Origin of the sequence: Streptomyces sp. NBC_00236 (assembly GCF_036195045.1) — a bacterium.
Lineage (GTDB): Bacteria > Actinomycetota > Actinomycetes > Streptomycetales > Streptomycetaceae > Streptomyces.
Map to the genome: position 1 here is coordinate 4,480,389 of NZ_CP108100.1, position 13,502 is coordinate 4,493,890.

A 13,502-nucleotide genomic window follows, 5' to 3' on the forward strand; every position below is an offset into this window, starting at 1 on the left:
CCTTTCCGGGGCGGGGGGTTCCGTCCTCAATCGCCGGACGGGCTTGTTGGTGCGGCCCCGCCGCGGGGTGCGCCTCTGTGCGGTGGGTGGGGGTGGGGTCCCTCCGGGGAGACTCCTCAAAAATGGCGTGTGCACCCGACGACGAACAGGCGCCCGGGTCGTACGCCATTTTCTGCGGGGACTCCCCTGCACGCCCCCACCCGGCATCACCCGCGTCTGCACACCGGCCCTGCGACTGCCGCAGACGCGGGACGGCCGGTCCGGGGCCGTGCAGGGGAGTCCCCGCAGGACGACGAACAAATACCGGGGTCCGCTGCGTGGGACTGGAAACGTTCGTCGTTTGAGGAGACGCCCCGGAGGGGCACCGGACCCCACCCACCGGGCAACCGCGCACCGGGGCGGGGCACCCGCACCCATCAAGCCCGTCCGGCGATTGAGGACGGAACCCCGCACCCCAGGCACCCGCACCCCGCAGGGGACCCGCACCCGAGGAACGCCCCCATGCGCATCGGACGGCAACCTATTCGTAACCCTGAATACCTGTCGCGCTACGCGCGTTGACTCTAGGCTGCGGCACGCAGTCAACTCACAAGGGGACCGATGTCAGCGACACCGCAGAAGAACCGCGCGTCCCGGCGGGTGCTCGCCGCCGCAGCCGGTCTGGCCACCGTAGGCGCGCTGGTCGCCGCCATGCCGGCCGGCGCCCAGGCCCACGGCAAGGGCCACGGCCACCACACGCCGTCCCGGACCGTGGACGTGCAACTGCTGTCCTTCAACGACCTGCACGGCAACCTGGAGCCGCCGTCCGGCTCGGCCGGCACGGTCACCGAGAAGCAGGCGGACGGCACGACCAAGGCCGTCCCGGCCGGCGGCGTGGAGTACCTCGCCTCGTCGCTGCGTGCGGCGCGCAAGGGCCACCCGTACTCCATCACCGCGGCCGGCGGTGACATGGTCGGGGCGAGCCCGCTGCTGTCGGGCCTGTTCCACGACGAGCCGACCATCGAGGCGCTCAACAAGATCGACCTCGATGTGACGACCGTCGGCAACCACGAGTTCGACGAGGGCGCCACCGAGCTGGCCCGCCTCCAGAACGGCGGCTGCCACCCGGTCGAGGGGTGCTACGAGGAGGGCAAGGAGTTCGAGGGCGCCGACTTCCCGTACCTGGCCGCCAATGTGACGGACGAGAAGACCGGCAAGCCGATCCTCAAGCCGTACACGGTGTGGAAGAAGAACGGCGTCAAGATCGGCTTCATCGGGGTGACCCTGGAGGGCACGCCGAACATCGTGACGGCCAACGGCGTCAAGGGCCTGAAGTTCCACGACGAGATCGAGACGGTCAACAAGTACGCCAAGGAGCTGGACCGGCAGGGCGTGAAGTCCATCGTCACGCTGATCCACGAGGGTGGTGCCCCGGCCTCGTCCTCGTACAACTACGACTGCGACAGCCCGGCCGCGGGTGACGGTATCTCCGGTCCGATCACCGAGATCGCCAAGGGCATCTCGCCGAAGGTCGACGCGCTGGTCACGGGCCACACCCACCAGGCGTACGTGTGCACGATCCCGGACCCGGCGGGCAACCCGCGCCTGGTCACCTCGGCCTCGTCGTTCGGCAAGCTGTACACGGACACGACGCTGACGTACGACCGCCGCACCAAGGACATCGTGCGCACCGCGGTGAAGTCGTCGAAGCACTCCTCGGCCGCGAACCCGGTCTCGGTGAACCACGTCGTCACCCGGGACCAGGCCAAGGCCACCGACATGACGGACCTGATCGCCCGCTGGAACACGCTCGCGGCGCCGATCGCGAGCCGGCCGCAGGGCTTCATCGCCGCCGACATCAACGGCCGCGGTTCCACGGCCCCCGAGAAGCCGCTCGGCAACCTGATCGCCGACGCACAGCTGGAGGGCCTGGCCCCGGCGGACAAGGGCGGGGCGGTCGTCGCGTTCATGAACCCGGGCGGCATCCGTGCCGACCTGGTGTACAAGGCGTCGGGCAGCGAGGGCGACGGCGTGGTGACGTACGGGGAGTCGTTCACCGTGCAGCCGTTCACCAACATGATGACGGTCGTCGACCTGACCGGCGCGCAGCTCGTCACCGCGCTCCAGCAGCAGGTCAGCGGCTCGAACGAGGCGTCCCCGAAGATCCTTCAGGTTTCGAGGGGCCTCACCTACACCCTGGACATGACGAAGGCCGGTGCGGCCCGCGTGGTCACCGGCACGATCAAGCTGAACGGTGAGGCGATCGACCCGGCCAAGACCTACCGGGTTGCGATGAACGAGTTCCTGTCGGGCGGCGGCGACGGCTTCGCGGCCCTCGGCGCGGGCACCAACAAGCTGGTCGGCGCCTCCGACCTGGATCTGTTCAACGCCTACCTGTCGGCGCACTCCACGGCCTCGGCCCCGCTGGCCCCGCCGGCGACGGACCGGATCACGATCGTTCAGTAGTTCCGGCGTACGACAACGACAGGATGCGCGGGTGGGGGCGGCGGCCCCGGCCCGCGCATCCTGTCGTTGTCGCGCCGCGGCCCGAGGCGTACGCCCTGTTCCGCGTGTGATGTGTACGGGTCATAATCCGGGAGCTGACCCCCACACGGCCCCCGGAGGCATCCCCGCATGAGCCCGTACACCGCGAACCGCAGACACTTCCTGGCCGGAGCTCTGGCCTTGTCCGCCACCGCCCTCGTCGGTACGGCGCCCGCGCGCGCCGAGGCCCGGCAGGCCCTCACCGTGCAGGACTGGATGAGCGGCATCGCGGACGCCACCGCGCTCCAGCGGCTGACGATTCCCGGCTCGCACGACTCCGGCGCCCGCTTCGGCGGCCCCTGGACCGAGTGCCAGAACACGACGATCGCGGAGCAGCTGAACAGCGGGGTGCGCTTTCTGGACGTACGCTGCCGGATCACCGGCGACTCGTTCGCGATCCACCACGGGGCCTCGTACCAGAACCTGATGTTCGGCGATGTTCTCGGCGCCTGCTGGGACTTCCTCGCTCAGCGGCCCACCGAGACGGTGCTGATGCGGGTCAAGCAGGAGTACTCGGAGGAGAGCGACGCCGCGTTCCGCCGGATCTTCGACCTGTACCTCGACACGAAGGGCTGGCGCCCGCTGTTCCACATCGACTCCGCGCTGCCGGCGCTGGGAGCGGCCCGCGGCAAGGTGGTGCTGCTCGCCGACAACGGCGGGCTGCCCGGGGTGCGGTACGCCGATCCGGGGCTCTTCGACATCCAGGACGACTACATGGCGGAGCCGTTCGCCAAGTACCCGAAGATCGAGGCCCAGTTCCGCAAGGCGGCCGAGCAGCCGGGCAAGCTGTTCATGAACTACGTGAGCACCGCCGCCCTGCTGCCGCCCCGCTGGAACGCGGACCGGCTCAACCCGCAGGTCCACTCCTTCCTCGACTCCTCGGGGACGGCCGGCTGGACCGGGCTGGGCATCGTCCCGCTGGACTTTCCGGCAACCCGGTCGGGGCTGGTGGAGTCGCTGATCCGGCACAACCCGGCCTCCTGAGCCACGTTCCCGTTGCCGTCGGTGTGCCGGACGCGGCCTGAAGCGACTCGGCCTAAGCGACCGTGAGGACGATCTTGCCCTGGATGTGTCCCTGGGCGGCGCGTTCGTGCGCTGCCCGGGCGTCCGCGAGCGGAAACGTGCTGTCGATCGCGACGCGGACCGCGCCCGTGTCGAGCAGGCGTCCCAGTTCGGCGAGCTGCGCGCCGTTCGAGCGGACCTGGGTGCCCGTGACCGTGACGCCCAGCCTTGCGGTCTCCTCTTCGTCGAATTCGCCGAAGAACACGGGGAACTGGGAGCCGCCGCGCTTGAGCGTGCGCAGGAAGCGCGTGCTGGCGGGTCCGCCGACGGCGTCGAGAACGACGTCGACGTCGCGTACGAGGTCCTCGGGACGGTTCTTGGTGTAGTCGATGAACCGGTCGGCACCGAGCTCGCGGAGGAACGTCTCGTGCGCGCCCGATGCCACCGCGGTGACATGCGCGCCCTTCCACTTCGCCAGCTGTAGCGCGAAATGGCCCACACCGCCTGCGGCGCCGTTGATGAGCACCTTCGTGTCGGCGTCGAGCGGCACCGGGCGGTGCTTCGCCGCCTGGAAGGGCGACGGGTGATCGTGTCCGAGCTCGATCAGGAACTGCCACGCGGTGAGCCCGGCCATGGGGGCCCCGGCGGCCTGTACGTGATCGATACCGGCCGGCTTGAGTGCGAGGTCCGATGCCGGCGCGGCCACGTACTCGGCATAGGTGTTGCCGTCGAAGCTGGGGAAGCGAAGGAGACCGAAGACCTCGTCGCCGACGGAGAAGCTGTCCACGTCCGCGGCGACGGCCTCGACGACACCCGACAGATCCGTCCCCGAAACCACGGGCAGGTCGAACTTCGGCCTCGTCTCCGGGGGCAGATTGGACATGCCGTCGCGCAGGTACCAGTCGGGGGGATTGACGCCGACCGCGTGGACGCGGACGAGCACCTCGCCCGGCCCCACCTCGGGGATCGGCAGCTCGTCGTAGCGCAGGACCTCAGGGCCGCCGTGCTCGTGGAGCCGGATCGCCCTCATCGTGTGTGCCGGCATCGTCTTCTCCTGACCGCGCTGCGGGATAGGCTGATTCGGATCAGTGGTCCACATAAGCGGATCACTGATCCGAATATATGGATCAGTGATCCGGATAGTCAAGGGGAGCAGATGCGGGCCGACGCCAGGAAGAACCGCGACCACCTGCTCGCAGTAGCGGGCACGGCCATAGCGGAGCAAGGTGTCGACGTGTCGCTGCGCGACATCGCACGCCGGGCCGAGGTCGGGCTCGCGACGCTGCTGCGGCACTTCCCGACGCGCGAGGCGCTGCTCGATGCCCTGCTCCGCACGAGCTTCGAAGAGCTGACCGCACAGGCCGGTGAGCTCGAGGCATCGAGCTCACCCGAGGAAGCCCTCGCCACGTGGCTGCGCGACTGCGTCGCATGGACCACCGAGTACCGGGGGGTGACCGTGCTGATGGCGGCTGCCATCGAGGACGCCGAATCCGCCCTCCATGCTTCGTGCGTCACCCTGCGTGCGGCCGGTGCGCGGCTTCTCGCCCGTGCCCAGGCCGTGGGCGCGGCGCGGAGCGACATCGACGGCGCCGATCTGTTCGCGCTGGTGGCCATGCTCGCCTGGCTCGGCGATCAGCCCTCGCTCGCGCCACGCGCCGATCATCTCTTCGAGGTGGTCGCCGGCTCGATCCTGACGAGCGCGGGGAGCGGCGGCGTCAGGGTGGAACCGCCGTCCTCGGGCCGGTGACTGAAGCGGCCCCGGCAGTGCAGCGGACTCGGGCGCCCGCTCGCCTCCGTGGCGGCTTCGACGGTGACGGGGCGCCCCCGGGAGGCGGATCGCGGCTTCCGCGGCGCCGCCCGGCGCGGGGTGCGGGCTCGCTCTCGCCGCTGGTCCGACCGGGAAGGGCCGGGCCTTCAGAGGGTCGCCAGGAACTCCCGTACCGCCTGCGCGAATCCCTTCGGGTCCTGGAGCTGGACGAAGTGATCCGTCTCCAGGGTGACGAGTGCGGTGCGCGGGCGCAGTGACGCCATCGCTGCGGCCTGCTCGGCGGGCAGTGCCTGACTGGTGCGGCCGTTGATCACCAGCGCGGGGCAGTCGCTCACCAGCCACTGCGCCCAGTGGTCGCCGTGCACCTGCGCTTCGGAGGCGAGTGTGTCCTGCGGGTGGAACGGCAGCCGCCAGCCGTCGCCGCCCGGCAGCGGGCGGAGCAGGGGCCCCACCATCGGGCCCACCGGGCCGCAGGCGGCGATCAGTTCCTCCCGGGTGGGTGCGGTGTACGGGAAGCCGGCGAGGAAGGCCAGGGGGCCGGGGTCCTGGTGCGGCAGGTCGACCGGGGCGTCGGTGTTGACGAGGGCGGCGACGGCGGCGGGCCGGGTGGTGGCGAGGTGTACCGCGTTGATGCCGCCGAGCGAGTGTCCGAGAGCGACGACCGGGCCGGGGTTCAGGTGGTCGAGCAGGGCGGCCAGATCGGAGACGTACCCCTCGCGGCTGTAGTCGTCCGCCCGGTCGGAGTCGCCGTGGCCGCGCTGGTCGGGGGCGATGACCCGCCATTCCGGGCCGAGTTCGGCGGCGAGACCGTCGAAGGACGCGCCCTCGGAGAGATGGCCGTGCAGGGCGAGGAGCGGGCGGCCGGTGGCGGGGCCGTGGTCCAGGTAGGAGAGGCGTCGGCCGTCGATGGTCAGTTCACGTCGGGATGCGGTCTGCTGAGTCATGACAGTGACTGTACGCACGTATAGATCGCATGCGCAATACGCTTGTATAGATCGCTTGTCCAAGCGAGGGAGCCGTACGATCCCGGGCATGGGAAACCGCGAGGACCTGCTGGCCGGAGCGAGGCACTGCCTGGAGGAGAAGGGCTATCTCCGCACCACCGTGCGCGACATCGCCACCGCCTCCCGGGTCTCGATGGCCGCGATCGGCTACCACTTCGGCTCCCGCGAGGCCCTGCTCAACCAGGCGCTGTTCGCGGCCATCGACGAGTGGGGTCAGGGGGTCGGTGCGGAGTCCGGGGTGGGCGACGGCTCGGCCGCCGAGCGGTACGCGGACCTGTGGGCGCGCGAGATCGCCTCGTACCGCACCGACCGCTGGCTCTGGATCGCCTCGGTGGAGGCCTTCGTTCATGCCCAGAGCTCCCCTGAGCTGCTGGCTCTCCTGGCCGCCGGTCAGCGCGAGGGTCGTCGGGGTGTCGCGGCCCGGCTGGCCGGGGTGCCGGAGGCGGAGGTCGCCGAGGCGGATGTGCGAGGGCTCGGTTCGGTGCAGCTCGCGCTGATGAGCGGCGTGATGATCCAGTGGCTGACCGACCCTGAGCAGGCCCCGGACGCCGCCGAGATCGCGGCGGGGCTGCGGGCGCTGGCGGGGCGGCTGGAAGGGGCGTAGGCCCCCTCGCTCATCCCCGCGGCGCCTCCGGCGGTGGCTGGGGCGCCCCCGGGAGACGGATCACCGCCTCCGTGCCGCCGCCCGTCGCGGGGCGCAGGTCGATCCCGCCGCCGGCCTGCTGGACCGTACGCGCCACGATCGACAGGCCGAGGCCCGAGCCGGGGAGCTGGCGGGCGGACGGGGAGCGCCAGAAGCGTTCGAAGACGTGGGGGAGCTCGTCGGCGGGGATGCCGGGACCGTGGTCGCGGACCGTCAGCTCGCCCCGGTGCAGGACGACGTCGATCGTGCCGCCGTGCGGGCTGAACTTCACCGCGTTGTCCAGGACGTTGACGACCGCCCGCTCCAGCGCGGCCGGTTCCGCCCGCACGTACCAGGGGGCCAGCTCCGCCGTGATGGTCAGCTCCGGGCCGCGCAGCCGGGCGCGGTCCAGGGCGGTGCGGACGATGTCGTGGAGCGCGATCACCTGGAGCGGACCGGGGTCCGCCGCGTCCGGGCGCGCGAGTTCCTGGAGATCGCCGATGAGCGCGGCCAGCTCCGTCATCTGCGCCTTCACCGACGTCATCAGCGCCCTGCGGTCGTCCGGCGGGATGGCCCGGCCGGTCTCGTCGCTCCGGGCGAGGAGTTCGACATTGGTGCGGAGCGAGGTCAGCGGGGTGCGGAGTTCATGGCCGGCGTCCGCGATGAGCTGCGCCTGCCGGTCGCGGGAGGTGGCGAGTGACGCGGTCATCGAGTTGAACGAGCGGGAGAGCCGGGCGATCTCGTCCTCGCCCTCCACCGGGATGCGGACCGTCAGGTCCTCGGTACGGGCGACGTGCTCGACCGCCTCGGTGAGCTCGTCGACGGGGCGCAGACCGGAACGGGCCACCCAGAGTCCGGCGGCGCCGGCGCCGATGACGCCGATGCCGGAGACGAGGAGGAGGACCCAGGCGAGGGTGGTGAGGGGTTTGTCGACCTCGCTCAGGGGGCGGGCGAAGGAGATGCCGATCTTGAGGGAAGGCTGGCCGACCCCTTTCACCTCGCCCGGCTTCGTGAACACGCGCATCTTCACGCCGTCCGCGTCGGTCGACGAGTGCAGCGCCGTCGGCTGCTCACCATCGACCACGGCGAGGTCGGAATCGGTCACCGGAAGCGCCGCCGACTCCGGGTCGGTGCAGACCGTTCCCTGGGCGTCGATGAGCTGAACGGTGAGCCCGGAGTCGGTACGGGGCAGTTGCTGTCCGGTGCCCAGACAGTACGAGTACAAGGAGGTCAGGTAGCGCCCGTCGACCGTGGTGTTGCGCAGCGACGTGTCCTGCTGATGCTCCAGCTGCGCCTTCGTCACGAACCAGCACGCCACCGCCACCGCCGCGACCGCCACCGCCACGGCGGTCGCGACCAGCAGCGCCAGCCGGGAGCGGAGCGGCAGGGCGCGGATCCGCCGGAGCGGGCCGGTCATCCCTCGCCCCCGCCCGACCGCAGCGCGTACCCCACGCCGCGGACCGTGTGGACCAGGCGGGGTTCGCCGCCCGCCTCCGTCTTGCGGCGCAGGTACATCACGTACACGTCAAGGGAGTTGGAGCTCGGTTCGAAGTCGAAGCCCCAGACCGCCTTGAGGATCTGCTCACGGGTCAGCACCTGGCGCGGGTGCGCCAGGAACATCTCCAGGAGGGTGAACTCGGTGCGGGTCAGTTCCACGTGGCGGGTGCCGCGCATGACCTCGCGGGTCGCGAGGTCCATGCGCAGATCGGCGAAGGCCAGCACGTTGTCGTCGGGGACGGGGCCCGCCGCGGCCGCGTACGAACTGCGGCGCAGCAGGGCCCGGATGCGGGCGAAGAGCTCGTCCAGTTCGAAGGGCTTGACCAGGTAGTCGTCGGCGCCCGCGTCGAGACCGGTGACGCGGTCGCCGACGGTGTCACGGGCGGTGAGCATCAGGATGGGCGTGGTGGCGCCCGTGGCACGGATCCGGCGGGCGGCCGTCAGCCCGTCCATCCGCGGCATCTGGATGTCGAGGACGATGAGATCGGGGTCGTACGACTCCGCCTTCGTGAGGGCGTCGAGACCGTCGACGGCGACCTCGGTGCCGTACCCCTCGAACGCGAGGCTGCGCTGCAGGGCCTCGCGCACGGCGGGCTCGTCGTCGACGATCAGGATGCGCTGCGGATCGTCTTCGGCGGGGCTCATCGCTGCTTCGTCCTCTTCTCGTTCCGTACGGGCCGGGCGGCCCAGTTTCTCAGCCGCGTGCCGCCGGGCGCTGCCGCACCGCGCGGGTCAGGAGCCGTTGCCGGCCCGCAGCGTGTCGAGGTCGGCCTTGAGGGTGTTCACCGGGATGGCGAAGCCGAGGCCGACGCTGCCCGCGCCGGCGCTGCTGGAACCGTTGGACGAACTGGCCGAGTACATCGCCGAGTTGATGCCGATGATCTCGCCGTTCATGTTGATCAGGGCGCCACCGGAGTTGCCCGGGTTCAGCGAGGCGTCGGTCTGGATGGCCTTGTACGTGGTGGTGGAGTCGCCGGTGTCGCCGTTGAACTGCTGTCCGCCGAACTCGAACGGCCACTGCTGTCCGCCGCCCTGGCCGTTTTGGCCCTGCTCCTGGCCGCTCCCGCTGTCGCTGTCCTTGGCGACCGTGACATCGCGGTCGAGTGCGGACACGATGCCGCTGGTGACCGTGCCGGTGAGGCCCTCGGGCGAGCCGATCGCGACGACCTGGTCGCCGACGGCCACCTGGGAGGAGTCGCCGAGGGTGGCCGTCTTCAGACCGCTCGCGCCCCGGAGCTTGATCAGCGCGAGGTCCTTGTCGGCGTCCGTGCCGACGATGTCGGCGGTGTACGTCTTGCCGGTGCTCAGCGTGACCGTGATGGATGAGGCGCCGGCGATGACGTGGTTGTTGGTGACGATCTCGCCGTCCGACGTGATGACCACGCCGGAACCGGTGGACTCGCCCGAGGTCGACGTCGCGCCGATCTCGACGATCGTCGGCGCGAGGGCCGCGGCCACGCCGGAGACGGTGCCCTTGCTGCTCTGCGAGACGGTGGTGCCGGGGACGACGCTGCCGGCCGTACCGCCGGTCCCGTCGTCCGTGAGCTGTCCGATCACGGTGGCGGTGCCGCCGCCGACGATCGCGGCCGCGATGGCCACCGCCGCGAGGAGCGCGACGGGCCGGCGGGCCCGGCGGCGGGGGGCGGACGGCTCGGGAGCGGCCTGCGGCAGCCCGTGGAGACCGTCACCGCCGTGGCCGCCCGCACCTGCGGCGTACGCGTCGGCCGTGCCGGGGGCGGGCCACACGGTGGTGCCGGGGCCCATCGCGACCGGCTGGACGGGCTGGTATGACGGCGGCGGCGGGTAGGCCGCGTCTCCGTTGCCGTACGAGGGGTACATCGGGTACTCGCCGCTCGGGCGCTGGGTCTCTGTCATGTCTACGAGCCTGTCCAGCGAACATGAGAGGACCCTGAGCGTGCCCTGAGAAGCCCGGCAGAAGCTCGTATGCCCGATATAAAGGCCGGCCGGTCAGCCGGTCGGTCAGCCGAGCACCCGGGCCGTCGGCGGCTCCCCGCAGCCGCAGGAGCGCCGGACCACCAGTGCCGAGGGGAACTGCTTCAGCCGCTCCCGCCGCGAACCCGACACCCGCAGCGAGTCGTCCAGCACCAGGTCGACCGCGGCCCGCGCCATCGCCGGGCGGTCGGAGAACACCGTCGTCAGCGGCGGGTCCGTCAGACCGGCTTCCTTCACGTCGTCGAAGCCCGCCACCGCGAGCTCACCGGGCACGTCGATCCGCAGCTCGCGCGCGGCCCGCAGCACCCCGATGGCCTGGTCGTCCGTGGTGCAGAAGATCGCCGGCGGGCGGTCGGGGCCCGCGAGGAGCCCGAGGGCCACCTGGTAGGCGTCGTAACGGTTGTACGGGGCCTGGAAGAGCCGGCCCTCGGTCGAGCGGCCGGACTCGTGCATGGCCCGGCGCCAGCCCTCGACGTGGTCGGCGACCGGGTCGCCGACCGCCGGGGTCGACTCCATGCCGCCGAGGCACGCGACGTACTCGTTGCCGTGTTCCAGCAGGTGGCGGGTGGCGAGCTGGGCGCCGCCGACGTCGTCCGTGACGACCGCGACGTCGTCGATCGCCTCGGGCCGCTCGTGCAGCAGCACGACCCGGGCGTCCCACGCCTCTATCTCCGCCGCCGCGCGCTCGCTGGGTCCCTGGCTGACCAGGATCAGGCCGGAGACCCGCATGCCGAGGAAGGCACGCAGGTAGTGGACCTCGCGCTCGTCGCGGTAGTCGGAGTTGCCGACGAGCACCATTTTCCCGCGCTCGGCGGCGGCTTGTTCGACCGCGTGCGCCATCTCCGCGAAGAACGGCTGCCGGGCGTCCGGCACGATCATCCCTATGAGATCGGTCCGCCGCGAGGCCATCGCCTGGGCGACCCGGTCGGGCCGGTAGCCCAGCTCCTTGATCGCGGCGAGCACCCGCTCGCGCGTGGCCGGGGCGACCGGCCGGGGTCCGTTGTTGATGACGTAACTGACCACGGCGGTCGACGTCCCCGCCAGTCTCGCCACATCGTCCCGCGTCACCTTGGCCACGCGCGGCAGTCTACGCGGATGGAACTACTTCACGGCAGGCCGGACCGGGGCTTCTTCCGTGACCTCGGCCTCCTCCGGCTGCTCCGAACGGGTGAGGGTTTCGGTGGTCGCCTTGGAGGCCGCGGCCTTGGCCTCCTCGGCGGCGGCGCGTTCCACCTTCTCCGGTGCGACGAAGCGGTAGCCCACGTTGCGGACGGTGCCGATCAGCGACTCGTGCTCGGGGCCGAGCTTGGCGCGCAGCCGCCGTACGTGGACGTCGACCGTCCGCGTACCGCCGAAGTAGTCGTAGCCCCAGACCTCCTGGAGCAGCTGGGCGCGGGTGAAGACCCGGCCCGGGTGCTGCGCCAGGTACTTGAGCAGTTCGAATTCCTTGAAGGTCAGGTCCAGGACCCGGCCCTTGAGTTTCGCGCTGTACGTGGCCTCGTCCACCGAGAGATCGCCGTTGCGGATCTCCATCGGGGAGTCGTCGGCGGTGATCTGCTGCCGGCCGGTGGCCAGCCGCAGCCGCGCCTCCACCTCGGCGGGGCCCGCCGTGTCCAGCAGCACGTCGTCGATGCCCCAGTCCGCGGTGACGGCCGCGAGGCCGCCCTCCGTGACGACGAGGATCAGCGGACAGCCGGGTCCGGTGGACCGCAGCAGCTGGCAGAGCGAACGGACCTGCGGCAGGTCGCGCCGTCCGTCGACGAGGATGACGTCGGCACCGGGGGTGTCGACGAGAGCGGGGCCCTCGGCGGGAGCCACCCGCACGCTGTGCAGCAGGAGGCCGAGGGCGGGAAGCACCTCCGTCGACGGTTGGAGGGCATTCGTCAGGAGCAGCAGTGAACTCATCGCCGCCCACCTGCCTGGGTCGTCGGTCGATGTTGGTGCACGGTTGGCTCGCCCATTACGTCGGTCCTCCTCGTTCCCTGCGAGAGGGGCACTCCCGGGTCGGACCCGGGGGAGTATGCGGCACTGCTTCGTACGCTTTTTCGTGTGCGGTCGTACGACGTTTCGTCATACGGCCTTTACTCGTGCGGCCCGCGCCCAGGACCGCTGAGCTTGTCGAAACGTCGTCGTAACAACGCGCGGAATGCACAAAAGGACCCGGGGGCTGCATTGCCCGGATCCTCTTCCCAGCAGAATAGCCCACATGACTTCTGTGTCCGAGGGGCGATTTCGGAGTTCCTCTGTTCCCTTGATCACGCACGGTCCGTTGCGGACCGCGTTGCGGGCCGATGACGGGATCCTCATCGAGGCGGTGTACGACCCGTGTACGGGAGATGACGCCGCCGGCTCCGGGGCCGGCGGTGCCGGTACGGCGATCGTGGTCGCGCACGGATTCACCGGTTCGGCCGACCGCCCCGCGGTGCGGCGTGCCGTGCGGGTGTTCTCGCAGCGTGCGGCGGTGGTCACGTTCTCCTTCCGGGGGCACGGACGCTCCGGCGGACGGTCCACGGTGGGCGACCGCGAGGTGCTGGATCTGGCGGCCGCCGTGGCCTGGGCGCGGTCGCTCGGACACACGCGGATCGTTACGGCCGGATTCTCGATGGGCGGTTCCGTGGTGCTTCGGCACGGGGCGCTGTATACGGCCCCCGGGGCAGTGGGGGAGCCCGAGGGGCGCACGGAAGCGCACGGGGAGGCGCACGCGGACGCGGTGGTGTCGGTGAGCGCTCCGGCGCGCTGGTACTACCGGGGGACGGCCCCGATGCGCCGCCTGCACTGGATGGTCACCCGCCCCACCGGCCGGCTCGTCGGGCGGTACGGCTTCCGCACCCGGATCGACCGCGACGACTGGGACCCCGTCCCGCTCTCCCCGGTCGAGGCGGCCGGCCGGATCGCCCCGGCCCCCCTCCTGATCGTGCACGGCGACCGGGACCCGTACTTCCCGCTCGACCACCCCCGGATGCTCGCCGACGCGGCGGGCGACGCCGCCGACCTGTGGCTGGAGCCCGGCATGGGCCATGCGGAGAACGCCGCGGACGAGACCTTGCTCACCCGCATCGCCGACTGGGCGATGACGCGGTGAACCATGATGGACAGCCGACGCGTGAGCTGACGCGAGACGAGAGGAGTGCCG

The 13,502-nt window shown here is 71.2% G+C and carries 12 protein-coding genes; 5 read left to right on the forward strand and 7 right to left on the reverse strand.

Annotation, left to right across the window (positions count from 1 at the left end; genetic code table 11):
* Positions 1–600: 600 nt before the first annotated feature.
* Positions 601–2,445: a bifunctional metallophosphatase/5'-nucleotidase gene (locus tag OG446_RS20245; protein WP_328895364.1), complete on the forward strand. Its 1,845-nt coding sequence runs from the start codon at positions 601–603 to the stop codon at positions 2,443–2,445.
* A gap of 168 nt (positions 2,446–2,613) precedes the next feature.
* Entirely contained in the window at positions 2,614–3,507 is an 894-nt protein-coding gene (locus tag OG446_RS20250) for a phosphatidylinositol-specific phospholipase C (RefSeq protein WP_328895365.1), read from the forward strand.
* Between the two features lie 52 nt (positions 3,508–3,559).
* Here OG446_RS20250 and OG446_RS20255 read toward each other — a convergent pair whose 3' ends face one another.
* Positions 3,560–4,570, reverse strand: coding sequence for an NADP-dependent oxidoreductase (locus OG446_RS20255; RefSeq protein ID WP_328895366.1), 1,011 nt, complete (start codon positions 4,568–4,570; stop codon positions 3,560–3,562).
* A gap of 111 nt (positions 4,571–4,681) precedes the next feature.
* Here OG446_RS20255 and OG446_RS20260 point away from each other — a divergent pair, with 111 nt between their 5' ends.
* The gene (locus OG446_RS20260; RefSeq protein ID WP_328895367.1) at positions 4,682–5,272 is read left to right on the forward strand and encodes a TetR/AcrR family transcriptional regulator; all 591 of its coding nucleotides are present in this window, start codon (positions 4,682–4,684) and stop codon (positions 5,270–5,272) included.
* Positions 5,273–5,439: 167 nt separating this feature from the next.
* Here OG446_RS20260 and OG446_RS20265 read toward each other — a convergent pair whose 3' ends face one another.
* Positions 5,440–6,237, reverse strand: a complete 798-nt coding sequence (locus tag OG446_RS20265) for an alpha/beta fold hydrolase (protein ID WP_328895368.1) — start codon at positions 6,235–6,237, stop codon at positions 5,440–5,442.
* A gap of 88 nt (positions 6,238–6,325) precedes the next feature.
* On the opposite strand from OG446_RS20265, the gene OG446_RS20270 reads away from it, so the two are divergent.
* Entirely contained in the window at positions 6,326–6,901 is a 576-nt protein-coding gene (locus OG446_RS20270) for a TetR/AcrR family transcriptional regulator (RefSeq protein ID WP_328895369.1), read from the forward strand.
* Between the two features lie 10 nt (positions 6,902–6,911).
* On the opposite strand, the gene OG446_RS20275 is transcribed toward OG446_RS20270, so the two are convergent.
* From OG446_RS20275 to OG446_RS20295, 5 genes are all read right to left on the reverse strand, one after another.
* Positions 6,912–8,336, reverse strand: coding sequence for a sensor histidine kinase (locus tag OG446_RS20275; RefSeq protein WP_328895370.1), 1,425 nt, complete (start codon positions 8,334–8,336; stop codon positions 6,912–6,914).
* Complete coding sequence (locus OG446_RS20280; protein WP_328895371.1) at positions 8,333–9,061, reverse strand: response regulator transcription factor; 729 nt, start codon at positions 9,059–9,061, stop codon at positions 8,333–8,335. Before OG446_RS20280 ends, OG446_RS20275 begins: the two co-directional genes overlap by 4 nt.
* Before the next feature lie 87 nt (positions 9,062–9,148).
* Complete coding sequence (locus OG446_RS20285; protein WP_328895372.1) at positions 9,149–10,291, reverse strand: S1C family serine protease; 1,143 nt, start codon at positions 10,289–10,291, stop codon at positions 9,149–9,151.
* A gap of 105 nt (positions 10,292–10,396) precedes the next feature.
* Positions 10,397–11,446: a LacI family DNA-binding transcriptional regulator gene (locus tag OG446_RS20290; RefSeq protein WP_328895373.1), complete on the reverse strand. Its 1,050-nt coding sequence runs from the start codon at positions 11,444–11,446 to the stop codon at positions 10,397–10,399.
* 24 nt (positions 11,447–11,470) lie between these two features.
* Positions 11,471–12,274 carry a response regulator transcription factor gene (locus OG446_RS20295; RefSeq protein ID WP_328895374.1) on the reverse strand — a complete coding sequence of 268 codons (804 nt, stop codon included), beginning with the start codon at positions 12,272–12,274 and terminating at the stop codon, positions 11,471–11,473.
* A 301-nt stretch (positions 12,275–12,575) separates the two neighbouring features.
* Between OG446_RS20295 and OG446_RS20300 the strand changes: the two genes are divergently transcribed.
* Positions 12,576–13,451 carry an alpha/beta hydrolase family protein gene (locus tag OG446_RS20300; RefSeq protein ID WP_328895375.1) on the forward strand — a complete coding sequence of 292 codons (876 nt, stop codon included), beginning with the start codon at positions 12,576–12,578 and terminating at the stop codon, positions 13,449–13,451.
* Positions 13,452–13,502: the final 51 nt, after the last annotated feature.